The organism is Methanosarcina horonobensis HB-1 = JCM 15518 (assembly GCF_000970285.1).
GTDB classification, from domain to species: Archaea; Halobacteriota; Methanosarcinia; order Methanosarcinales; family Methanosarcinaceae; genus Methanosarcina; species Methanosarcina horonobensis.
Window position 1 is genome coordinate 1,016,756 of record NZ_CP009516.1, and the last position, 22,214, is coordinate 1,038,969.

The following is a 22,214-nucleotide window of genomic DNA, read 5'->3' on the forward strand; positions in this document are numbered from 1 at the left end:
ATCGAAACGGACCTGCAGATCTAGGAAAGGAAAAGTGAAGGAAAAATTTACTTCTTGTAACCAAATATTTTATCGTATTTTTTATGATCGATTATATCGATCACTATTACGAGAGTTTCAACACCCGGATTACCAGCTGTAAGTGTATAGAGCATTCTCCAGAATCTGGGAAGTTCCACTCTAAACAGGTTCTTTACCCCATATTTGTTTTTGTATTCTGAAGGAATTAATCTTTTAGCAATTGGATTTCCATAATGAACATCGTTTTTTATTAACTCTATTTTCTGATGGAAAGCATTAAGGATAGTCTCTTCCTGCTTTGAGTCCGAAGCCTTACGTACCAGATATTCACATGCCTCATCAGCTTCAGGAGTTAATCTTACACTTACACGCTTCATGATTTATTCACATTTTATAGCTCACGTCCGTAAATCGCAACGTTCCTTAAATTTTTATTTGTGTTGTGAATCCATGTTATTCCTCTTAACCCCACAACTATTTTATTACTTTTCTCTAGATATTCCAAAACAGTCATTAAAGTATTGTGGTTTACCTGCCGTGGAAGTGCTTTTTTGAGTTCCGGAATAGTTATAACACTATTTGGGCTATTTTGTATAGTATCTTCTACCATAATAATAGTATTAAGAGTTGGAGAAGGTTTTACCTTATCAGAATTTAATGCCTCTGTCATTTCTTCACTTCCATAGATTTGAAATGATCATGTAAGAAATAGTTATTAATTAGTAATTTACTTGCATCTATGTGTACTTATGGTTTACGGTGACATATGCAAAGGCACTGGATATCCTCTAAGAAAAACACTATCTGTTGAAGTATTCTTTCTGGTCCTGATGAAGGCGTGTGAGAACCTGCAGGTCCAGGAATAAATTAAAAGAGGAAGATTTAGCCGTCATTGCCCAGGCATCCACTTTACGCAGGTTAGTGCCATACCCTGCAACCGGACTCAGGTGTTTTCCGGACCAGCTTCTCCAGCTCTGGCCTTGTATTTTGCGAGGGTCTCGAAATGACTGAGATGTGAGATAGCCGTTTGTGACTGGACACTTAGAACGTCTTAATATTAAATTTTAGTCTACGATCAGGATAAGACTTGAGCATTTGAACTAAAAAACGATAGCATTAAACCGTTAAATGCCTAAAATGTAAATTTTAAGCCTGATGTCTAATGTATTTGATTTTATACATCGAGCGAGTAAATCTGATGTAATAAATTTATGATCTGAGTTTGAAATTAACAATGTTCGCTATCCAAATGTAGAAATGGTTTGAATTTTAAGACAGCCTCTTAAAGATTGAAACGTATGTCAGAACTTCTTTAATCTAATTGATGGGGTTGCAATTGACTCGAAAACTCATTAGAGATTGAAACCGTTCCAGGTAGTCTTGGAAGAGTTCTACGCATTCCATTGCAACTGATTAGAAAACTCTCAAAATTTACTAAAACAAAGATTGAAATATTGGTCTTCCTACACTGCTACATGAGCTCGAATTTTTCTATTCGTGAGCAAGATCCATTAAAACAAGGATTGAAACAATCATTACTTTCATATTGAAAGCTATGCGTAAGAATTCGCGAGCAAGATCCACTAAAACAAGGATTGAAACATTATTCTGATGTAAATTTTGTAGATAGTTCATCAACATTCGCGAGTAAAATCCTTAAAACAATTTTTTCTGTTGATATCTTGCAGGCTCTGACAGAATCAATTTTGACAAAATTGAATGTGTACTTATTTATCATATTATAACATATTATAACAGAATATGTCTACAATAGCTATAGACCCGGATGTAAAAGAATCGCTTAGAGAGTTAAAGTTAGCTCCAGAAGAGTCTTATAATTCGGTAGTTAAGAGACTTATTAGCGAAGTTAAAAAGAAAGAAGACTATAAGCCTATGTTTCCAAAAGAAGAAAAACAAGAACATAAGGAATCTCGTATAAAAGATTTTAATGCTTGGTTAGAAAAGAAGCTGGTAGAAGATAAAAATATTTTAGATGCACTTGGAAGAAAGTGATGCTTTGATCAGTTTAATTGAAATTTTGAAAATTCATCAAAAGGTTATAGATTACGATAAATTTAAAGATCCAGATGATTATACCCCCGCAATACGTTCTTTAGCTACGTTGGAATTAATGTTTGAATATTTAATAAAAGAATCTAATACTATTTTCGAAAATGCAGCAATAATAGTCTATACTATTGTTGCAAAACATCCGTTTTTCAACGGAAACAAAAGAACTGGTTATGAAGCCATGAATTTTGTTATTGAAGATGCAGGATACAAGTTTACATCTACAGATAAAGAGATGATAGAATTCATAATTAGAGTAGCTACAACAGAAAATGAAATGTCAATTGAAGAAATAAAAGAATGGATAATTCGACATACGGAAAGAACATGATAACATAGAATCAAAGAGATGTACAGAGCAACAATTAATTATTCAACATCATAATCCACTAAAACAAGGATTGAAACCTATATTATATTTTTTGTCTGCAACGTTTTCTATATATTCTAGAGCTAGATCTATAAAACAAGAGCTGAAACCAAAAATTGTACAGTTGGATCAAAATACAGGAAAGGAGAATCTACTTGAAAATATGGATGGTTTTGATATTCCTCCTTCTGATGGCAGTACCTTGTGCCGCCTCAGACAAGGAAGCAGCCTTGCAGATGACAACCGCACTTGAGAACAGTGTTATTGAAATGCAGTTCAATTATGCGGAAAACCTGGGAGATGGTCGTGGAATTACGTTCGGCTGCGTTGGGTTTTGTACAGGGACATATGATGGGAACATTCTGATTAAGCACTATACAGAACTGAATCCGAACAATGACCTGGCAAGGTTCATTCCTGCCTTAGATGCTATTGATAGTAGTTCTCATACTGCTACTGCTGCTGATAGAGATGGCAATCCAAGTGTGGAAGGACTGGATGGTTTCATTGAGGCTGTGAAAGGATGTGACGACCCGCTGTTCGAGCAGGCTCAGCTGGACATGCTGGACAAATTGTATTGGGATCCAGCAATGAAACTGGCTGAGGGAGCAGGTTGTAAGAATGCTTTGACGAAGGCATTCATCTATGATATGTATGTGAGGCATGGTCCTAATGGTGCCCAGAGCATCATGAAGGAAGCCGGTTCTGTTGGGGACGATGAAAACGCCTACTTGGAAAGGCTGTTCCAGTACAGGGATTCTGCACTCAAGAATGAAGGCCTGGGTGATGTGGACAGGGATAATGGATACAAACAGGTATTAGAAGCGGGCAATATCGACCTGGCCACACCATTCACGTTTGAAGCACATGGAGACATGTTCAACATTTCTGGTGATCTTGGGATTTGATTCGAGAGCAAGATCCACTAAAACAAGGATTGAAACCATAAGTATTAAGACTGTGCATTATCCTGAGTTATTCGAGAGCAAGGTCCACTAAAGCAAGGATTATACTCGGATCATACCTGCTCCTGGCATACAAACATATCAACACCAATAAACACTGCAAGCAATATTACTAACGAGTTGCTGCTATACCCCAGATGCTGTAAAAGAAAATTAAGCAAAATCTCATTAATCATATCTGTAATAAGAGATAATATGGACAGTCTGAAGAGTGGAGATATTACTGTACGCACGCAAAAGTCTGGTGATGCCGCATATATAGCTTATAGACATTGCGTTCTTTACGAAAAAGAATACGGACTTTGCGGAACTTTTGAGCAGTACGTGCTGGACAGCCTGGTTAAATATATTGAGCACAGGTCCGAAGGGGAAATCTGGGTAGCAGAGTATAATGGTCAGATTGTTGGCTTTATAGGAGTTGTCAGTACAGACAAAAATACAGCGCAGCTCAGATGGTTTTTAATAGAGCCAGAATTTCGCGGAACAGGCTTGGGCAGACAGTTGATGACCATAGCAGTCGACTACTGCAAACAAAAAAAGTTCAGTCGAGTATTTTTGTGGACAATGCAGGGTTTGGAGGTTGCATACCATTTGTATAGTAGTTTTGGATTTATTCCTGTAGAACAGGTCGAAAATAATACATGGAAAAGAGGTGTGGTAGAAGAGCGCTGGGAACTTTTATTGGAATCTGTGTAAAACCGGGCAGTCGCTTAACTCGTTATATGTTTCTAATACTTTTTACGTTAAATAAAACAGAATATCGAAGGACAAATATCGAGTTTAAAAATCAATTGGAATGATAACGTTTTTTCATATTTATCGTTTTTGTCATTTTTGTGCATATAATATTTAGAACATCGTGAGCAAGATCTATTAATACAAGGATTGAAACTGCTTGTGCATCCAGCCGGCTATCAAGCAGCTGGCTTATTCGAGAGCAAAATCCACTAAAACAAGGATTGAAACCACAATTGGACTCGACTATGAACTTATTGAGGTAAAATTCGAGAGCAAGATCCACTAAAACAAAGATTAAGGCCTTTTCGATTTTTGCCAGCATTCATACTGTTTGCTTCTTTTCATATTGACGTTTCAGGCTCTCAAGTGCATATCTTCAGCATACACCGAAGCCAGGAGTTAAAGCCAAAAATATGATAGTGGGGTCAATCTTGCGTTCGCATTTTATAATATCAGTCCTCCTAGCAGTTTCCCTTGAACATTCTTTGGGAAATATTTTTGAAGAGGATTTTAGAGAGTAATTTTAGAGTAGAGGTTTTTCAGAGCAGATTAGAATGAGCATATATGATTACATATAGTTTTATGGAATGATTATTATAAAACTATATGTAAAAAACTGAATTATCCCTTAACCGATGACCAATGAATGAGGTCTTGGTTAAAGAAAGGACTGATTTGCCTTGCTGGATGTATTGGAGGCAGGATTCTGGGGCCTCATTGCGGGTCTGGGTTTGTTTTTGGGTGCTCTGGTCGGCTATTTTGTGGAACTTCGCCACCACGTGATTGCCACGATCATGGGGTTTGGTGGAGGCGTTCTGATTTCGATTTTGTCTTTCGATCTCATGGAAGAAGCGTATGAGCTGACAGGATTTGAAATGACCGCCGCTGGGTTTTTAGCAGGCGGCTTAGTTTTTAGCACAGCGAACTGGCTGCTTGCAAGGCATGGGGCACAAAACCGCAAGCGCTGTGGACAATGTGTGCAGCAGCCGAGTGAGGAACAACATCCGGGAAGTGGGATATCGCTGTTTTTAGGCGCTCTGGTGGATGGTATTCCAGAGTCGCTGGTAATTGGATTAAGCTTGATTGGAGGCGGTATGATCCCATCCGCTACGCTGGCAGGTTTTTTCCTGGCAAACGTTCCCCAGGGGCTTTCCAGCGCTTCGGGCATGAAAGATGCTAGGCGATCCGCTCGCTACGTGCTCGGCGCGTGGGGAGGATTGACACTCGCCTCTGGCGTTGCAGCACTTTTAGGATACAGCATCTTCGGAGGACTTTCGACAAGCATGATCGCGTTGATGTCTGCATTTGCTGCCGGAGGGCTGTTAGCGATGCTGACGGAGACGATGATCCCCGAGGCATTCGACCAGGCGTCCGCCTTCATCGGGCTAATTACTGTAACGGGTTTTCTGGCAGCGTTTGTCATATTGAAGATAAGTCTTCACTAAACTTGCAGCTCTTCAGCAGCGGTGCCCGGCCTGATAATTCGGCCTGATAATTGACAGGGATGTCAATATATGCCACATTTATATATGTTGACAGGAGTGTCAGTATACGCTATATTTATACTGACAGGACGGTCAGTAAAACGGAGATGATGCAGTTGCCTTTACAGCTTTACGATAAAGAGCAAATTTTGGATTCCTGTTTGGCAGTGTTTGCCCGGTATGGGTATGAAAAGACATCAACAGCGATGCTGGCTGAGGCAGCTGGTATTTCCAGAGCACTGATCTTTCACCATTTCAAGAGCAAAAAAGAGCTTTATCTAAGTTTACTGGACCGATGCTTTGCCAGAGGAAGGATTGAAATGGGCTTTGACAACCTGTTGGAATATAAGGACTTTTTTGCGGCTAAAAAAGAGTTCAGTATAATTAAATTCAATTATTATAAAAAAAATCCTGATTTGTACAAATTTGTGCGAGAAGCCTTTTTTGCAACACCGTATGAATTGAAGATGGAGATTGAAGAAAAGTACGGAGAGTTGATCACCAACAGGGACAAAGAGTGGGAGCTGCTGTTTGCCAAAGTTCCCCTCCGGGAAGGCGTGGATCGCGGGCAGTCATTCAAGCTGGTCATGCTCGTACTGGATTATTTCGACAACAAATATATATCGGAATTAGCGGACGATAGCGATTTGGATGAGACGTATCTCCAAAGCTTTCTGGCTGAGAGAGACAGTTTTCTGGCTCTGGTTCGGCATGGAATCGAAAGGTAAAGGAGAGGGGTTGTAAGAATGGCTGACATGGTAAAAAGCTTCCGTGAGCTAACACCTGAACTGCAGGCCACAGCCGGCGGCAAAGGCGGCACACTGGCAAGGCTGTTCCAGGCCGGATATCCCGTGCCGGCAGGCTTCGTCGTTTTACCAACTGCTTTTCTGGATGAAAAGCTGACTGACGAAGCCTGGGATGAAGTGCGAGTTCATCTACATGCCATCACGAAGGACAATGTCAGAGCACAGTTTGCCGTAAGGTCGTCAGCTTTGAGTGAAGATTCGGCTCGGACTTCCTTTGCCGGGGAATTTGAAACAGTACTTAACGTAGAATCGGATAAAGAGATACAGGAAGCGATCTATACAGTTTTCAGATCAAGAGAAGCTGAACGAGTGAAAGCCTACAGTGCTATTCAGGGTATGGATCAGTTACACCAGATTGCGGTAGTGGTTCAGCTGATGGTGCCGTCGGAGATTTCCGGCGTATTATTTACTGCCGATCCGTTTACCGGCAGTTTTGCCAGCATGATAGGTAATTATGTCCATGGTTTGGGTGAGCGGCTGGTATCCGGTGAGGTAGATGCACATACTTTCAAATTGATGCGGCCAAAAGGGAAATATGACGGCCCGGAAGAATTTAAGAAACACGCCCCGGTGCTGTAGCAATATGCTGCAAGGCTCGAGAGAGAACTGGGTGCCCCACAGGATATCGAATGGGCGGTTGCGAAAGGAAAACTGTACCTGCTGCAGGCAAGGCCGATAACCACACTGACAGAGGGCAATCTGGACACCTATGAAATAAACGAAAGCCTGGCCGGTGATGCCCTTTGGGTAAATACCAATGTGGGGGAGGCAATCCCTGATGTTATTACACCGTTTACCTGGAGTCTGGTAAGGGGCCTGGACAATGAGTCCGGTTTCATTCCTGGATACTATCTATGGTCCGGCAATATCTGCGGCAGAATATACTCAAATATCAGCCAGAGATTATCCGCAATTACGGCACTATACGGTTGGGATGCCAAACGGGCCATGACGCTAATCGGTGAAATTTTTGGTCATATTCCTGAAGATTTAAGCGTACCCGTATATCCATTTTCACGGTTTCATTTGATTAAGGAGATGCTGCCAGGGATAAAGCGTCTAATCTGGAATACTTTAAAAGCCTCTAAAAATATGCCGTCGTTTCTCAATGACACACCTGTCTGGTGCGGAAAGATGACAGAACGGATCGGAAAAATAAAGACAGAGGCAGAGCTGCTGTCGTTGTGGAAAGATGAGCTCCAGCCTTATAGCTTCAAGGCCTGGTGGATGCATATCACAGCAGGCAGCAAAGCAGTGCTTGCTTTGAGATTAAATAAGAAGCTTGCAAAGTTGGTAGGAACGGAAGATGCGAATGCGCTTCTGTCCAACTTAAGAGGAAGCTCCGAACTGGCAAGTCTTGGGCCGATCACAGGCATTTCCAGGGTTATCAAGGGAGAAATGAGCCGGGAAGAATATTTGCTGCAGTACGGCCACCGGGGACCCCATGAGTTTGAGCTGTCCATACCTGGTCCTGCTGAGGATAATACCTGGCTGGAGAGGCAGGTAGAGGAATTTGGAAAGATGGATGTGGATGGGCTTTTAGAGAGACAGCATACTCAATTCGAAGCAGCCAGGAAGAGATTTCAGGAGCGTTTTCCCAATAAAGTAAAATGGCTTGATAAGCAGCTGGCGAAAGCATCGGAAGGCACTCGCCTCAGGGAAGCAGCCCGTTCGGAGTTGGTAAGGGTATTAAGAGTTGTTCGGGCCTTTGCGCTTAAAACAGGAGAGCTTACGGGAATAGGGGACAGTGTATTTTTCCTCTATGTTAATGAAGTTGAAAACTTGCTTGCAGGAGACAATTCAGCACTGAAGTATGTTCCCGCAAGAAAAGAGAACTATGAGAAATATAAAGCTCTGCCGCCGTTCCCGTCAATTATCCGGGGAAGATTCGATCCCTTCGAATGGGCAAAGGACCCCGATAGAAGACTTGATTACTACGATGCTACTATGCCGGTTGCTACTGCGCCTTATTCGGAAATGCTCAGAGGATTTGCCGGAGCAGCCGGCAAGGTAGAAGGGAGGGTGCGCGTTCTGGCAAATCCCGAAGAAGGCGAAATGCTGCAGCCAGGTGAAATTCTGGTCGCCACAACCACCAATGTTGGATGGACACCTCTATTCCCTCGAGCCGCAGCAATAGTCACCGATATAGGAGCTCCGCTGTCCCACGCTGCCATAGTAGCCAGAGAACTTGGTATTCCTGCTGTTGTGGGATGTGGCAACGCCACTCTAAGGCTAAAAACAGGAGACAGGGTTATAGTTGACGGTGGACAGGGAACTGTACATATATTGAAGTGAAAAGTCAATTTTTACATTTTAAAATGAGTCGGTACGTCAAATTTTTTGGATATTTTCGGGCATATTCGAAAGCGTTGTGACCAACTGTACTTTTAGGGGTAATACTAGCCTATCTAAGTCTTATCTTTACGCCAACCAGGAGATTCGTAATCGGATTGAGGCCTTGCGCAAGCAGCAGGAAGGTGTTTCCTCTAAGCTGGTGAAGCAAGAGATGACCGATAGCAGCAAAGATGTTTTTTTGGCCGCGAAGAACAAAAGGATTCATGAGTTGGAGGAAGAGGTCAAACATCTCAAAGGTGAGCTTCAGCGCCTAAGAGGGCAATTGTATGAGAAGGGGCTTTAAGCTACGTTGAGGACATATCCACAACGCGAACGAAAGAAATGGCTGAGTTTTTGGGTCGGGAGTTAAGATAACTTGAAGAAAAGGTAAAGATACATAAGCGGCAGCTGGCTCTACTGGAAAAAAACAATCAGCAATGCATAAAAAAGTTATACAGTTTATGCGGTTTTGACAAAAAATAAAGAGGAGGATTACTATGAATGAGAAAGTAGTAGAACAACAGGAGAGAAACATAATTATAGAAGCAGCAAAGCTTGCCGATCGTGCACAGATCAGCGAATTGCTGAGCCGCTTCTGCAGCGTTGTAGACGATAAATGCATCAGCGTTGCGACGGTGGCGGCTGTTTTCACACCGGATGGCCGCTTCGTGTCTCCCAATGGCGCGGCAGCTGTCGGTCCTGAGGTTATTGCCGAAGAAAAAAGCAAGAGCTTCAGCCGGTTCCGCGCAACGCACCACGTCACTAGCGACCATATCATCGACCTCGACGGGGACACCGCTCACCTACGAGCTAATATGACAGCGATGCACCTGTGGGCTGAAGAGGAGAGTGATCCGAGGTCGCTGCAATCGCATTTTGTTGCCGGAGGTGTTTTTGAAGCGGTCGCGGTACGTACCAGCGACGGGTGGCGGTTCAGCGAACTGAAGTCGCGTATTACGTGGCGAACGGGTGCAAGTCTGCCTGTAATGGCGAAGATGGGTAAACCAAGGGACTGACGGGAAGAATCGGTAGGCACGCATCGGCAGAAGCATTGGCAAGGAGGCCGAGTGGACTGGCTGGAAAGGCGTATGGGAAAGTACTGCCTGCTGCCCAATAACGAAGTTGAAAAATGCCGAACTGGAGTTCGCAGATATCCTTCAATGAAAAAACTACCCCGAAGTAAGTTGTAACAATGCTTTTGGGCAATTCGCCTTTTAACCGGTTTTACAATATAACCAACAATGACAGTTGCAATGAAGCCTGCAGCCAAAGGAATAATATTTTTTCTCACAAACTCGGCTGGCTCAACGCCGCAGATTGCTGCTACCGGAATAACGCCCCAAGGGATGATTGTTCCTCCGCATACCCATACGGCAGCTATTTGTCCGAGCGCTGCAAGTCCTTCTCTGCTTATGTGTAACGAAAGAATGGCTGAGTTTTTGGGCCGGGGGTTAAGATAATGTCAGCCAGATGTCAACTCGCTGAATAAAAATTAGATAGGGAATTTGTTAATAATCTCATTATACTCATGCTGCGCTTCTGTGATTACAGGCTTTGAGTATACTTCTAAGACTTCCTGCTTTTATGACCAATGTATAGTTATATTAACGCATCATTTTTATGATGTTGAATCTAACTTGAACTTCGCGACAGAGATGCTTCTACTAGGATTCGAGAGCAAAATCACTAAAACAGGGATTGAAACCAGGTAGTATTAACATCCGAAATTATCTCATGATCAAACTTTCTTGTTCTGATTAACTTCTTTAGTTTTCTGTTAATGATTTTTTTACATATTCTACAGCATCAGCTATTACAGACACGCCAAAGTCGTTTCCATACTCTTTAAACCTTAAACAAAATGCTTGAGCTATAATTAAAGAATGTGGCAAAGAAATATGAAAATTTATATAATTCATACGCATAAAATCTTTAATGTCATCCAAAACATATTTGGGAACTATTGAATGCGACACGTTGGATGATCTCCCAATGAAGTTATTTTTTTACTGAATATATTTTCTTTTTATCATATAACAACGTTTCATTTTTACTTGTTTTATTATTTTTATTTTTTAGTAATACGTTCTCTAACATGGGAAATCTTTATGTATCTGAACGCATTTTTATTGATGTGTAACTCAAATTTACTTGATTTGCTTGAAAAACGGCATTTTCCTCCCTAAATCTGCACTGTAGTTTTTCAGGAGTGGTTTGCCATTTACCTCTCCTGAAATCTGCTGTCTTCCTGCACTAATTCATTTACGAGTAAGGTCCACTAAAACAAGGATTGAAACACTGTAACATAAAGTTGTTAAAGCGCCAAAAATGAAAACTCTTTACAAAATCGGAATTGGTCTTATGTGGTTTTCTACATCAAAAATTGTTGGTACTACACTTAGTGTGTAGTATCCGGAAATTCTTAAAAGGCAGTTACATCGAAGTAGCTGGCACATAAGCGGTGAAAGGAACTGCTTGAGACTCAGAATTTACGGCTTCTCCTTCAAAGACATATACTGGTAAAGCGGAATCCTGTTCTTCGCCTGCAGGCTCCATCCAATAGGCAAGATAAATATTCTTGATGCTTACCTTATCGATTGTATCCAGGTTTGCCGTTAAGAACATGGCTTTGCCATTTTGCAGTTCAGTATAGGCAGTCTCAGCTGTTTTAATATTCGCTTTTTCCTTAGATATCTCTACATCTTTCCACGCCTTGAACAAACCAACGACTTCACCCTTCTCTCCGATATATACCTTTATTTTGTTACCAGGACCAACAATGGGTATGCCATTAATCTCTCTTGCAGATGCAACTACCTGAAGCACCACATCGTACTCTTCCAGGACTTTTCCTGTACTTTTCTCAGACTCTAACTGCTTATCAGCAACAACTTTATCCAGTTTAGCATCAGACGGAAGAAGATTCATTTTTGCAAGGAAGCTCTCTGCAATTTTTATTGCCTCTGCATCCGATGGTAAATCCGGCTGTGATGAAACTACGGGGCTCATTTTTTCAGGTACGGAATAAAATATTGCTCCTGATTTCTCATAGACCATCAAATGTTCAGTTCCATCTTCACTCAGCATACCTATTTTCCCGGTCCCGGCAGGACCGGCTTCTCCGGTAAAACCAAAACGTTGTCCTATTTCTTCGACATATTCAGATGATACCGTGGGTGCTTTCGTCTCTAAAATAGGAAATGTACTTTCTAACTCTGGAAAAGAAGTTTCCAGCGTAAATCCCACTGATGAATCAATGCCTGCCTCGTTTGTCGGGAGAACGGTGCCTGCCTGAGTATGTAACGCCATGCTAATTCCGAATATTGTAAGTATGGATACTATCCCCGCCAAAACCAATATTTTATTTTTCAATTTGCTCCCTCCTTTCAACAGTTATAAGTCCATGTAGTGAATTGATCATCCACAGCAGGATCGGAAATTACCGTACCCTGGCCCCATATTTTGTCATTGCCACAAGTTGATGTTTCACCAAATACTTTTAGAGTAACGCCTGCAGGCTGATTGATATCTATCCCATAGAACCAGGCATTCTTTACCGTATATGCATCATCGTTTGCACCATCATCAATTAGATAACCAGCCCAGTTCTCTCCGTCACCAGCATAATTATATGCCGTGGTGGAAAAACCACATATCAAATGAGCACCTTGTAAGGACTCTGAAAAATCGTTGTTGCTTAGAGTATTACATGCATGTAGACCGATCCATTCTAAATCGTAGTCTCCCCATTCAGCTTCATTAGCATAAACTTTCTCTGTGTATGCAGATACATCAAGTTTTCCAGCAGAACCATGTCCCTGGTAGAACGCAATGTCTACACCATCAATATAAGTAGTATCCGAACCACTCTGTTCGAAATGAGCAGCTTTTGCGTTGCTATCTCCTTTGTTGAACTTCTTTGTCCACCCAGCGTTCCCGATACGATTATAAAAACCCACAGCAGAATCATCACTATTAGGTAAGTCCGCATACGGGTAGGTATAATCGCATACCCATTCAATCCCAACTTCCGGACTTGATGAATCGCTATCATCGCCCGTACCAGCGCTTGCTGGCAATGTTAGTGCTGCAAGGATACATAAGACCAACATGGTTGTTCTAATTCCATATCTACTTCCGTTCATGCACTATCTCCATTATTTTTTTCACAAAACAATTAATTTGTATTGTATTATGGAGTAGATATGAAAAATTAATAAAAGGTCGTAATATGTTCGGAAAAAACCGAATTTCAGAAACTGCCTGCTGCCTTCTCACATTACTAAAAAAAATGTTTTTTCTCTATCCCTACACCCCATTGCCTTAAACTAGAATAGAAAAGTATGACGCTTATTACAATAAAAAGCAGGCCTGCTAAAAGATAAAGTGTTATATCATAGGCACTTTCCGCTGGAGGATATGTACTTTGTCCCAAATAATCTGTCATGAATTTGGCGATGTATGTAAAGCCACATGCAACTGACACGACAGAGAAAGATAAAAGAACCAGTATCTTATTCTTTTCCTGTGGACGCAAGAGAATTATGCCTTTTTCTGTTATTTCATAGTATATCCATTTGTGGGTTCCCTCTTTTTTCCTTACCAAGCCAGCATCGAGTAACTTTTCTAAATGTTCATGAACTGTCGATTTTGCCAGATTTTCAGTTTTCGAGAGTTCTGTGATCGTCATACATCTTGCATCAAGTTTTCTTAAAATCGAAATCCTTGATATTGACGATAACGCGATAAACGACTTCAAGTCCAATATAACGTTCTCAGACGTCAAAAACTACGCACCTTTAATTAAGTTCATATTGCGACTATTTCTACTATTTATTACAAATACTTCTACTATTAACTTATCGAGTACAAATAATTGTATTTCGGTATGCTTTTTGGTTGGCAAGCAAATTTAAATCGTGTGTAGAATTCTACAAGAATTTGCATTAATGATTATATTCTTTCCTCATATTGACGACTCTCACGGTGTATAGCCTGTATGGATAGAGTTTGTATCAGTTTTAACACTTTATTCATAACTCGATTTAAAAAATCAACTATTAGAATCTGTTAGTATTATCTAACTAATAGAGAATGTTAATCAAAATAATTTTAGAACTTATTATAAGTGACTTTCATTAAGGAAAAGAAATCCGGGAATTCTTTTTTGAGTAATATTCTAATTTCATATTCACTATTGATTCGAGAGCAAGCTCCATTAAAATAAGAGTTAAAACTTAATTTAAACAAAATTTTTTGAAATTCAAGCTAAAAATTGCATATTTTAGTTACTAAAAATCAATTTATTATAAGTTCGATGGAATTATCGCTAAGTAGTTTAAATTCCGTATCAAATGCCTTCCCTTCCCTGTTTAAAACATGTTTTATCCATTTTGCGTAATTACGGCCTGCGTAGTTTAATTTAAAATTTTTTATCTGCATGGGTATAATCTTTAATTTGCTGATCTTTCCCATGTCAGTGTCAAAGTCGACAAAATACATTAGGGCAAGGTCGTCTCTGTATATTTCGTAGCCTGTTATCCCTTCATAATCATTTATAAAATCGCCGCATCCGTACAATATTAATCTATTTTTATAGACCTCAATGCCTATTGGATGATGCGATGAATGGCCATGCACTATGTTTACCCCTGCCAGATCGATAAGGTTATGTGCAAATTCCATATGAGCCTTGGATATTCTGTAGCCCCAATTGCTGCCCCAGTGGATTGATACTATCGAAATATCATTCTTGCCTCTTATTGCGTCGAATTTTTCTTTTATGTTCCTGACCGTATTTATTGAATAATCGGGAATAAGATTTACCCCGGCTCTGTTACTTTCAGCGCTCCATTCATTCGGAATGCCGCTTGTAATTGAGCCACAGGAATATATTAAAACTCTTCCCTTCCTTTTTAAATCAAACACGGCAACTTTTTCAGCTAAAGACTTATCAATTCCTGCGCCTGCAAATTTTATTTTTGCATCGCTGAGTGTTTTAATGGTTTCATCAAGCCCCTTATATCCCCAGTCCAGGACATGATTATTGGCAAGAGAAGTAAAGTCAATCCCAGCATCTTTTATTACGTTAATATTTTGAGGATTTAACTTGTAATGAATTCCTTTATGTTTCCAGTAATCCCTGCTTGATGTTACGCTTGTTTCAAGATTTATGATCTTTAAATCCGGTTTTTTATTGTCAAACTCCTTTAATGCGTCTCCCCAGACGTATGAATAATCCACGGGTTTATCAATCTCGCCGTTTTTATCTTCCGCAATATCCACATATCCTTTTGCAGACTTCATGTACGGCTCATAAATCCTCGGATCGCCCGGATGAGGCAGAATCTGGTCAATCCCCCTTCCAAGCATAACGTCGCCGCATAGGAAAATTGAAATTATTTTTTCTATGGTCATATTCATATTTAATTCGAGATATCATTTAAAATATATTACCATATTATTATAAATTTGTTAGAGTTTGGCAAATATGGACCGCCCATAAATCCTATTGTATTTTTTTCAATAAGATGCCTATAATAATTTTCAGTACTGCAATTACTAAAATATTTCACAAAAATTTGACATTTGAATCTATCCAATGATTACGAATTTTCCACTAAACAAGGATTGAAACAATAGAAATACCGACATCCACTTTATGAAATCTTTATTCGCAAGCAAGTTCATACCTCCAATATTCAGGATCAAGATGGAGCTAAACTTGTTCTGCAACAGATTAGTGGGACGTTCTCTCGATTGAAGCTTATTTGGGCTGATGCAGGTTACTCAGATCAACTTGTTGATTGGGTCAAAGTAGCTTGTGGTTGGGTACTTGAAATGGTTACGAGGAGAGATGATGTCAAAGGTTTTCAAGTACTGCCTCACAGATGGATAGTAGAGCATACATTTGGACGACTAGGTCGATATCGACGGTTGAGTAAAGATTACGAAGGATTGACAGAATCAAGTCAAGCATTCATATATGCTGCGATAATTAATATAATGATTAAAGACTGGCTAGGATCAAATCTTGAAGCAAATGAAAAAAATTTAATTTTAAGACAGTCTCTTAATTCCACTTTAACAAAAAACAATAATAGTTCTTTTTTCATCTTTGTAATATCGGCTTGCCTTCCTGCCACAGCAGACAATGTACCAACAAGCTGTCATCGCAGGAAATAACTCAAAGATCCACTAAAAGAGGGATTGAATTGTGAGATTATGGGAGTTGTGAATGATCCAGAAATAAAATTCAATAGCAAGATCTATTAAATAATAATCGAAACTAAAAAACCATGTCACTTCTCATTGCAACCTCGAACTCGACATCAACTTTCAGACACTAAAGTGTACATCAACTCCCGGACACTAAAGTGTATATCATCGCTCTAGCTGCTAACCTTTTGGCCCTTTGCTTTTTTCCTGCTTGGCCGGTGCTGGTCGAGGAGCCAAAGGTGCAGGTACAGGTGAAGGTCGGCTTGTTGGTCGAGCCTTCCGTCTCAAACGAATAAGCCGGCAAGGGAAGTTTCTTTGCCTGACAATATTCCTGCAGGGCAAAAATTGGGTCTTTTGACGTGTTAATTGTCATTTCTCCCTTACTGGCCGGCAGGTCTGCTACCTTGGTCTTCAAGTCAGGAGTGGGTAAGCCCAGAATAGTTGCGAGCAGGTCTACGGATGCCCGCTGCATTGCGCCTTTCTTTGTCAGGTCCTCATATGCAGCGGACTGGTACTCTCTGTCACCGACTCTAATGGCGCTCAGGGCGGTGAATACCGGTATGTTGCCTCGGGCAGTTTCGGTCACTTCATATATGGGCATCTGCCAACCTGGTATATGTTGTGCGATATCGAAGATTGAGACTGCGTGATGAGGCGCAGTTGCTAACTCTTCCAGCACTGCTCTTTTAAGCTCAGTCCATCTTTCGCCATCAGGGGCCTGCAGGAGTACCAGCCCTGTGCAGATGATCGGCAACTTGCCAAGGCGTTTCTGGAAAACATCGCGGTAAGCCTCGGGGCAGTCTCCCCCTTTGCGGATCAGAAATTTGGTGATGCGCTCGAAATCTGTATCGCTTGCATTCTCAATCCTGTTCCTCAGGATGGCAAACTCAGCTTCTTTATACGCCTTTTCTTTCATGTACTCGCTTTTAGCCTTGTCGTTTTCAAGGTGCTTCAGGTTAATGTGCGATGCAATTGCCTGAATCTCTTCTTTAGAATGGGGCAAGGGCTCGTTCCGGATGTATGCCCTGATCTGCTGGTGGTTAACGAGATCAGCATACCTTCGGATGGGCGAGGTGAAATGGGTATACGCTCCGAGGTTCAGTCCGAAATGGCCCAGGATGACGGGGCCATATTCCGCTCTATTGAGCATCATGTACGCGGTATGCCTGACTGTAGCTATGTTTACCTCAGGGATGACAGCTATGCTTTCGAGCAGCTTCAGCAAGTCCTCCCGCTCAGGGGTGGCGCTCCGGGCTGTATGGTTACGGAAAAGGATAGGAATGTCATTTTTGACCGCATACTCTGCTACGGCCATGTTAGCGAGAATCATCAGCTCTTGGATGATAACGTAGCCGATAGTATCTTCCCTGCGTTTCAGTTGCCGTAGCGATCCTTCTTCACTCGTCACCAGCCCCTTCCCCAAATCGTAGAATGCCAGCGCTCCGTGGTTACGGCGCTGCATCAAAAGACCGTTCGCTAACTGGCTTGCGAGCTTGATGAGAGCGTGCTGCGTGTGCTCCTTATCAGAGAGAATGCCGGGGACGTCAGAGAAAGCTATCTTTGCTTCGCTGGTCATCGCAGTCCGCGAAATCTTTATTTCACGGATTGACAGATCCATGCCGAGGATGATATCCACAACGAGGACATACTTCGACTCTCCCGGCCATAGGGAAAACTTCCCGTCTGCGAGCCGCCGGGGCAGCATCGGGCTGTTACCGTTTGCATAATACCTGGTCTCTACCCGGGATATCGCAAGTTGATCAAGCTCTGAATGCTTGTGAATTACTTTTGCGACGTCCGTGATCATGACCACGACGTGCCAGCCGCCGTTTTCCATGGTTTCCACCCAGATTGCATCATCCATGTCCCGGGTTGTCACGTCATCGATCGTAATGCCTCTGAGCATATCTGGCATAGTATCACTTAGGTGCAAAATTTGGTTTGCTTTCCTTATATGCATGTTGGTCAGTAGAAAAGTGGTAAGAGATGCTCATTTTTAGAAGCAGTTGTCTCTGCCGTGCTGTCTTGGTGGAAAAAAGAAACTTTGTGCCATCGCGGAAAAATCATTCCAGATTCGCAGGCAAGATCCGTTAAAATAAGGATTGAAACTCTTATCCAGCGGCTAAAATCGAGCTGGATATGGACTGTCTGGACAGGTTCCATTTGTATTATATTGTCCATTTGTTGTATTATATTGAGAAACGCGGTCAGGTTGTGCGCCTACCTGCCCGTTCTATTATTGCGGGAAGAAATATAAAAGTAAAAACCTCTTTTAAAACATCGTATACACCATTGCAGGTGAACAGATGCCGGATATGACAGAACTTGTACAATATGCAATAATGGCTCCTTCGGGACATAATACACAGCCCTGGAAATTCAGGATACGGGAGAATATGATTAGTATTTTTCCTGATTTCTCAAGGAGACTTCCGGTCGTTGACCCTCTGGACAGGGAGTTGTATATAAGTCTCGGGTGTGCGTTAGAGAATTTGATAATAGCTGCCGAACATGAAGGGTACAGGGCATCGGTGGAACATTCTTTTGAAAATGGATCTATTTCTGTAAATATCGAGCCTGCAGATGGTATCGAGCCTGCAGACAACAAAGCCAGCAATGATCAGCTCTTCAATGCTATCTCAATAAGGCAGAGCACTCGAAGACAATATGGTGGAAGGCCCATTCCCGAAGCTGACATGGAAAAGCTTGCATCACTGCCATTAGAAGGAGGGGTATCCGTGCTTTTTGTGACAGATCCGGAAAAAATAGAAAGGATCATAGGATTTGTTAAGGAAGGTAACAGCATACAGATGAATGACAGGAATTTTATGCAGGAGCTGGTTTCGTGGGTAAGGTTTAACGAGGCTGAAGCAAACCTGTATCGCGACGGTCTTAGCTCAAAGGCTACAGGAAGCCCTTCGTCGCCTCGCGTGATAGGAAAACTGTTTATGAAATTCTTTTTGAACGCCAGGGAACAATCGAAAAAGGATGAAAAGCATATAAGAAGCTCGTCCGCATTGATGGCCGTACTGTCGAAAAACAATGACATGGATTCCTGGATCAATACGGGGCGTAGTTTCGAAAGGCTGGCACTATGCGCCACAGCTCTTGGTATAAAGAACGCTCATATCAATCAGCCATGTGAAGTGCCGGAGCTCAAAAAGAAGTTACAGGAATTATTGTCTGCAGGCAACATGCATCCCCAGCTTTTACTGCGCCTGGGATATGCGGAACCTCTTCCCGGATCTCTGAGGAGGCCTGTGTCCGAGGTTATCATCTGAACGTTGTCCGATTGTATGCTTCCGGTTATACGCTTATTATTAATGATCGGGCAATGATCGGACCACAGTTAAATCATTTTTGTTTTTAATAAACAAAGGAAATTATCTGCTTAAAAGAATTGCTTTGCATTCCCACAATTTCTCATGTGTTTCATGAAATAGGCGACCTTACGAACTATTGTATGGGCGGAGATCAATAAGAATAAATTCAAAAAATTACAGGCACGGGCTGGTACAACTGTGAACCTGATGTCGGTATGCTAATAACGAGTGCCGAAGATACGATAAAATTGACCTGATGCTCTCCGGGTGCCTTCATAGGGGACAAATTACATTTTTTCTGATTGTGGGTACCATACGTGCTTCTGCTGCGGACAAAATACAGGACTGGAACCATAAAAACCGATGAAGCTGCGGTTTTGATTTCCAGTGGTGCTGGCAGCATATTTTTACCAGTCCTTTTTTTGCCAGGCCGCAAATCAACAAGTTATCCTGGAAAAAGTGTAAAAACTGACAGGTTTCTAAATGGTGTTCAGGTGGATAATTTATGAAAGGTAAGGTGTATTATCATGTCAATTGGTTTAAAGAGAAATACTGTTATTCTGGAAAGCTTTTCCTCTGAATGGGGCAAGTATTTCGAGTTAGAAAAAGAGAGGATACTGGGTGCAGTAGGAGATAAAATACTTACAATAGAGCATGTAGGCAGTACCTCAATTAAAAGCTCCGTTGCAAAGCCGATCATCGATATCTGCATCGGGATAAGTAATTACTCCGCAGGCTTTGAATTTGTGAAAGGACTTGAAGACCTTGGATATAAGTACCTTGGGGAACGCGGAGTAGAGGGCAGACATTATTTTCTAACGGACTCTGACTGTGTAAAAGTTCATATTCATATGTTTGATTTGAAGTCTGACCAGTATCTAAATCACATTTTATTTAGAGATTATTTGAACTGTCACCCTGAAGATTTAAAAAAATACAATGAACTTAAAGAACAATTGATAATAGAAAAAGTATCTCGTGAAGAATATACCAGGCGAAAAGAACCTTTAATAAATGAAATACTTATTAAGGCAAAACGATGTAGAAAGGAGGCAGACCTTATCTAATACATTTCAAAAACAGGATAAAATCCCAGGGTACAAACTCAAAAATCCCCTTAATGCTCAAAAACGAATTCGGACTTTAATTTCAAGGAAAAAAGCCTAAAATAAAGGAGTAAAAACGCCTTATGAAATTAAAGCGCTTTTATTTTGGATTTTTCAATGCTTAATTCGTTTCTTATCATCTTATTCCGTAGTCACTCCGTCGAATTCGGCTTCATGGGCTTCGGCTTCTTCTTTTGTGGCGCGCACGATTCCGTCCTTGTGGTGTGCCGGAGAATATATCGTATAGAGTTTCAGCTCTTCGGTTTTTGAAGTGTTAATGACGTTATGCTGGGCGCCGGCGGGCACAACAACTGCGACCCCGTCACTGAGTTCGTATTCGTTGCCGTCAATTATGCACTTCCCCTGGCCTGCCTCAAAACGGAAAAACTGGTCGTTTTCCTCATGGACTTCCATTCCGATTTCTTCCTCGGGTTTGAGAGTCATAAGTACCAGCTGACTGTGCTTTGAGGTGTAGAGCACCTTGCGGAAATTCTCATTTTCCAGAGTCGCTTCTTCGATATTAATAGAAAATCCTTTCATGCCTTTTAATTATTGGTTATTGTATATAGAATTTTTCGAGAACGAAGTCCATTTAAAAAAAAGTTAAAATATATTTCATCACTTTCGTTCCTGAGGCTGTGATAATTCGCAGTTAAAATCTATTAAAATAGGGCCAAAATTTCGATTGCCTACAGAACAAATATATTTAAATTGTAATTATACTTTTTATATTAAATAAAGGTGTAATTACAATGTTAAAAAAACTAATTCTGGCAACCTTAATAATCCTCCTGCTAGCAGAGAGTACATCAGCAGCAACCCTCTATGTAGGCAGCACACCCAGATACAAAACCATTCAAAGCGCGGTAAATGCGGCAAATGAAAGCGACACAATCAGAGTAGCCAATGGAACATATAATGAGTATGTCTCCATATCGGGAAATTCGTTAGCATATACGGAACAGACTATCCAAAAGTTAACGGATTCTACAGGATTGACCTGCAGTGAAAACACTATAATGAATAATCAGATTACTAATGGAACGGTTACTTTGTGTGATACATGGGATAACGTGCTCAAAGGAAACAAAATTACAAAAGCCAGGATTTGTCTCCATATCTATGAAGGAGCGACCTGCACAAGTATTACAGGAAATTCATTCTCTTACTATAATATTGCAGATCGCATGCCTTGTTAGAGTGCAATATACCTTAAAACAGGGATTAAAGCCCCATTTTGGATTTTCGGTTTTAGCGATATGGGCAGGAATCAATTCTTAAAGGATTGAAACTTATTATTATCTTTCTGTCTGTTGTGGTTTTAAGTGCTATAAGGATTATAAAAACACAAAGTTCTATAACCCTAAGTAGAACAAAATCAAAAAGGAACCCTATACACGAAGCTGAAAAAGTAAATCGTGTAATAACTTAACAATTAGAATATGTGATCCAACATGCCCAGAAAATACACCAATAAAACAACCCACTTTATCCTACACGATGATGGTACATTCGACGTTTACATAAATAAGAAGTTCAAAGAATGCGGACTCTATGAGGAAACCCCGGATGCTGTAAAATTAGACTATTATAAACACTCTTCAGTATTCCTGAAGGAAGAAGGGTGCTTAATTTCTGAGAATTTTAGAATCTGGATAGAAGATAAAGTAATGAACGTTCCCGGTGGCGTTCTTAATAATGGGGTCTTCATAGCTAATAGTGACAGCGGAAATACTACTTAAAAGATATTGAAGCAAAGAAGAATGAAGGCTGAAGTTA

At 41.1% G+C, this 22,214-nt stretch carries 25 protein-coding genes and 2 pseudogenes; 16 read left to right on the forward strand and 11 right to left on the reverse strand.

Annotated features, from left to right (window positions below):
• Window positions 1-47 precede the first annotated feature (47 nt).
• Both MSHOH_RS04550 and MSHOH_RS04555 read right to left on the reverse strand, forming a co-directional pair.
• The gene (locus MSHOH_RS04550; RefSeq protein ID WP_048137734.1) at window positions 48-398 is read right to left on the reverse strand and encodes a hypothetical protein; all 351 of its coding nucleotides are present in this window, start codon (window positions 396-398) and stop codon (window positions 48-50) included.
• A gap of 14 nt (window positions 399-412) precedes the next feature.
• Window positions 413-691 carry a hypothetical protein gene (locus MSHOH_RS04555; RefSeq protein ID WP_048137736.1) on the reverse strand — a complete coding sequence of 93 codons (279 nt, stop codon included), beginning with the start codon at window positions 689-691 and terminating at the stop codon, window positions 413-415.
• Between the two features lie 1,091 nt (window positions 692-1,782).
• Here MSHOH_RS04555 and MSHOH_RS04560 point away from each other — a divergent pair.
• The 11 genes and pseudogenes from MSHOH_RS04560 (at window position 1,783) to MSHOH_RS24220 (ending at window position 10,248) form a co-directional block, all read left to right on the forward strand.
• Window positions 1,783-2,034 carry a DUF7557 family protein gene (locus MSHOH_RS04560; protein WP_048137728.1) on the forward strand — a complete coding sequence of 84 codons (252 nt, stop codon included), beginning with the start codon at window positions 1,783-1,785 and terminating at the stop codon, window positions 2,032-2,034.
• Window positions 2,021-2,422, forward strand: a complete 402-nt coding sequence (locus MSHOH_RS04565; RefSeq protein ID WP_048143177.1) for a type II toxin-antitoxin system death-on-curing family toxin — start codon at window positions 2,021-2,023, stop codon at window positions 2,420-2,422. The genes MSHOH_RS04560 and MSHOH_RS04565 overlap by 14 nt, the downstream gene beginning before the upstream one ends.
• A gap of 194 nt (window positions 2,423-2,616) precedes the next feature.
• Window positions 2,617-3,369, forward strand: coding sequence for a chitosanase (locus tag MSHOH_RS04570; RefSeq protein ID WP_158024043.1), 753 nt, complete (start codon window positions 2,617-2,619; stop codon window positions 3,367-3,369).
• 252 nt (window positions 3,370-3,621) lie between these two features.
• Window positions 3,622-4,122 carry a GNAT family N-acetyltransferase gene (locus MSHOH_RS04575; protein WP_052730707.1) on the forward strand — a complete coding sequence of 167 codons (501 nt, stop codon included), beginning with the start codon at window positions 3,622-3,624 and terminating at the stop codon, window positions 4,120-4,122.
• Window positions 4,123-4,844: 722 nt separating this feature from the next.
• Entirely contained in the window at window positions 4,845-5,609 is a 765-nt protein-coding gene (locus MSHOH_RS04585; protein WP_048137739.1) for a ZIP family metal transporter, read from the forward strand.
• A gap of 188 nt (window positions 5,610-5,797) precedes the next feature.
• On the forward strand, window positions 5,798-6,376 hold the full coding sequence (locus MSHOH_RS04590) for a TetR/AcrR family transcriptional regulator (protein ID WP_204245383.1): 579 nt from the start codon (window positions 5,798-5,800) through the stop codon (window positions 6,374-6,376).
• A gap of 27 nt (window positions 6,377-6,403) precedes the next feature.
• A pseudogene (locus MSHOH_RS24510) lies at window positions 6,404-7,141 on the forward strand (PEP/pyruvate-binding domain-containing protein); the annotation flags it as partial.
• Between the two features lie 72 nt (window positions 7,142-7,213).
• Window positions 7,214-8,749, forward strand: a complete 1,536-nt coding sequence (locus MSHOH_RS24520; RefSeq protein ID WP_239451215.1) for a PEP-utilizing enzyme — start codon at window positions 7,214-7,216, stop codon at window positions 8,747-8,749.
• 76 nt (window positions 8,750-8,825) lie between these two features.
• Window positions 8,826-9,092 carry a DUF6262 family protein gene (locus MSHOH_RS25930; RefSeq protein WP_394297760.1) on the forward strand — a complete coding sequence of 89 codons (267 nt, stop codon included), beginning with the start codon at window positions 8,826-8,828 and terminating at the stop codon, window positions 9,090-9,092.
• A gap of 193 nt (window positions 9,093-9,285) precedes the next feature.
• The gene (locus MSHOH_RS04605; RefSeq protein WP_048137743.1) at window positions 9,286-9,804 is read left to right on the forward strand and encodes a nuclear transport factor 2 family protein; all 519 of its coding nucleotides are present in this window, start codon (window positions 9,286-9,288) and stop codon (window positions 9,802-9,804) included.
• Window positions 9,805-10,029: 225 nt separating this feature from the next.
• Window positions 10,030-10,248, forward strand: coding sequence for a hypothetical protein (locus MSHOH_RS24220; protein WP_048137745.1), 219 nt, complete (start codon window positions 10,030-10,032; stop codon window positions 10,246-10,248).
• Window positions 10,249-10,554: 306 nt separating this feature from the next.
• On the opposite strand, the gene MSHOH_RS04615 is transcribed toward MSHOH_RS24220, so the two are convergent.
• From MSHOH_RS04615 to MSHOH_RS04635, 5 genes are all read right to left on the reverse strand, one after another.
• On the reverse strand, window positions 10,555-10,764 hold the full coding sequence (locus MSHOH_RS04615) for a hypothetical protein (RefSeq protein WP_048137747.1): 210 nt from the start codon (window positions 10,762-10,764) through the stop codon (window positions 10,555-10,557).
• A 457-nt stretch (window positions 10,765-11,221) separates the two neighbouring features.
• The gene (locus MSHOH_RS04620; RefSeq protein WP_158024044.1) at window positions 11,222-12,160 is read right to left on the reverse strand and encodes a hypothetical protein; all 939 of its coding nucleotides are present in this window, start codon (window positions 12,158-12,160) and stop codon (window positions 11,222-11,224) included.
• Window positions 12,161-12,174: 14 nt separating this feature from the next.
• Window positions 12,175-12,933, reverse strand: coding sequence for a DUF6345 domain-containing protein (locus MSHOH_RS04625; RefSeq protein ID WP_048137749.1), 759 nt, complete (start codon window positions 12,931-12,933; stop codon window positions 12,175-12,177).
• Window positions 12,934-13,070: 137 nt separating this feature from the next.
• On the reverse strand, window positions 13,071-13,574 hold the full coding sequence (locus MSHOH_RS21920) for a helix-turn-helix domain-containing protein (protein WP_082089235.1): 504 nt from the start codon (window positions 13,572-13,574) through the stop codon (window positions 13,071-13,073).
• 512 nt (window positions 13,575-14,086) lie between these two features.
• Entirely contained in the window at window positions 14,087-15,205 is a 1,119-nt protein-coding gene (locus MSHOH_RS04635) for a CapA family protein (protein ID WP_239451216.1), read from the reverse strand.
• 249 nt (window positions 15,206-15,454) lie between these two features.
• Here MSHOH_RS04635 and MSHOH_RS04640 point away from each other — a divergent pair.
• A pseudogene (locus MSHOH_RS04640) lies at window positions 15,455-15,796 on the forward strand (transposase); the annotation flags it as partial.
• A 349-nt stretch (window positions 15,797-16,145) separates the two neighbouring features.
• Here the strand turns inward: MSHOH_RS04640 and MSHOH_RS04645 are convergent.
• Window positions 16,146-17,966: an RNB domain-containing ribonuclease gene (locus MSHOH_RS04645; RefSeq protein WP_239451217.1), complete on the reverse strand. Its 1,821-nt coding sequence runs from the start codon at window positions 17,964-17,966 to the stop codon at window positions 16,146-16,148.
• A 5-nt stretch (window positions 17,967-17,971) separates the two neighbouring features.
• A complete protein-coding gene (locus tag MSHOH_RS24225) occupies window positions 17,972-18,187 on the reverse strand; it encodes a hypothetical protein (RefSeq protein ID WP_162197603.1) in 216 nt (71 codons plus the stop codon).
• Window positions 18,188-18,312: 125 nt separating this feature from the next.
• Here MSHOH_RS24225 and MSHOH_RS04655 point away from each other — a divergent pair, with 125 nt between their 5' ends.
• Window positions 18,313-19,287, forward strand: a complete 975-nt coding sequence (locus MSHOH_RS04655) for an Acg family FMN-binding oxidoreductase (protein WP_048137757.1) — start codon at window positions 18,313-18,315, stop codon at window positions 19,285-19,287.
• A gap of 208 nt (window positions 19,288-19,495) precedes the next feature.
• On the opposite strand, the gene MSHOH_RS23420 is transcribed toward MSHOH_RS04655, so the two are convergent.
• On the reverse strand, window positions 19,496-19,732 hold the full coding sequence (locus tag MSHOH_RS23420; RefSeq protein WP_158024045.1) for a hypothetical protein: 237 nt from the start codon (window positions 19,730-19,732) through the stop codon (window positions 19,496-19,498).
• Between the two features lie 124 nt (window positions 19,733-19,856).
• Here MSHOH_RS23420 and MSHOH_RS04665 point away from each other — a divergent pair, with 124 nt between their 5' ends.
• On the forward strand, window positions 19,857-20,396 hold the full coding sequence (locus MSHOH_RS04665) for a GrpB family protein (RefSeq protein WP_048137762.1): 540 nt from the start codon (window positions 19,857-19,859) through the stop codon (window positions 20,394-20,396).
• 180 nt (window positions 20,397-20,576) lie between these two features.
• Here MSHOH_RS04665 and MSHOH_RS04670 read toward each other — a convergent pair whose 3' ends face one another.
• Entirely contained in the window at window positions 20,577-20,975 is a 399-nt protein-coding gene (locus MSHOH_RS04670; protein WP_048137764.1) for a cupin domain-containing protein, read from the reverse strand.
• 212 nt (window positions 20,976-21,187) lie between these two features.
• On the opposite strand from MSHOH_RS04670, the gene MSHOH_RS04675 reads away from it, so the two are divergent.
• Complete coding sequence (locus MSHOH_RS04675) at window positions 21,188-21,634, forward strand: hypothetical protein (RefSeq protein ID WP_052730710.1); 447 nt, start codon at window positions 21,188-21,190, stop codon at window positions 21,632-21,634.
• 255 nt (window positions 21,635-21,889) lie between these two features.
• A complete protein-coding gene (locus MSHOH_RS04680; protein ID WP_048137765.1) occupies window positions 21,890-22,177 on the forward strand; it encodes a hypothetical protein in 288 nt (95 codons plus the stop codon).
• The last annotated feature ends 37 nt before the right edge of the window (window positions 22,178-22,214 follow it).

Bases quoted from the DNA above. Each gene is read 5' to 3' on its own strand.
- MSHOH_RS04560 (WP_048137728.1), top strand. From the start codon at position 1,783: ATGTCTACAATAGCTATAGACCCGGATGTAAAAGAATCGCTTAGAGAG.
- MSHOH_RS24225 (WP_162197603.1), bottom strand. From the start codon at position 18,187: ATGGACAATATAATACAAATGGAACCTGTCCAGACAGTCCATATCCAG.
- MSHOH_RS04575 (WP_052730707.1), top strand. From the start codon at position 3,622: ATGGACAGTCTGAAGAGTGGAGATATTACTGTACGCACGCAAAAGTCT.
- MSHOH_RS04655 (WP_048137757.1), top strand. From the start codon at position 18,313: ATGCCGGATATGACAGAACTTGTACAATATGCAATAATGGCTCCTTCG.
- MSHOH_RS04680 (WP_048137765.1), top strand. From the start codon at position 21,890: ATGCCCAGAAAATACACCAATAAAACAACCCACTTTATCCTACACGAT.
- MSHOH_RS04665 (WP_048137762.1), top strand. From the start codon at position 19,857: ATGTCAATTGGTTTAAAGAGAAATACTGTTATTCTGGAAAGCTTTTCC.
- MSHOH_RS04670 (WP_048137764.1), bottom strand. From the start codon at position 20,975: ATGAAAGGATTTTCTATTAATATCGAAGAAGCGACTCTGGAAAATGAG.
- MSHOH_RS04645 (WP_239451217.1), bottom strand. From the start codon at position 17,966: ATGCATATAAGGAAAGCAAACCAAATTTTGCACCTAAGTGATACTATG.
- MSHOH_RS04675 (WP_052730710.1), top strand. From the start codon at position 21,188: ATGTTAAAAAAACTAATTCTGGCAACCTTAATAATCCTCCTGCTAGCA.
- MSHOH_RS04625 (WP_048137749.1), bottom strand. From the start codon at position 12,933: ATGAACGGAAGTAGATATGGAATTAGAACAACCATGTTGGTCTTATGT.
- MSHOH_RS04550 (WP_048137734.1), bottom strand. From the start codon at position 398: ATGAAGCGTGTAAGTGTAAGATTAACTCCTGAAGCTGATGAGGCATGT.
- MSHOH_RS04555 (WP_048137736.1), bottom strand. From the start codon at position 691: ATGACAGAGGCATTAAATTCTGATAAGGTAAAACCTTCTCCAACTCTT.
- MSHOH_RS04605 (WP_048137743.1), top strand. From the start codon at position 9,286: ATGAATGAGAAAGTAGTAGAACAACAGGAGAGAAACATAATTATAGAA.
- MSHOH_RS24220 (WP_048137745.1), top strand. From the start codon at position 10,030: ATGACAGTTGCAATGAAGCCTGCAGCCAAAGGAATAATATTTTTTCTC.
- MSHOH_RS23420 (WP_158024045.1), bottom strand. From the start codon at position 19,732: ATGCTGCCAGCACCACTGGAAATCAAAACCGCAGCTTCATCGGTTTTT.
- MSHOH_RS04635 (WP_239451216.1), bottom strand. From the start codon at position 15,205: ATGACCATAGAAAAAATAATTTCAATTTTCCTATGCGGCGACGTTATG.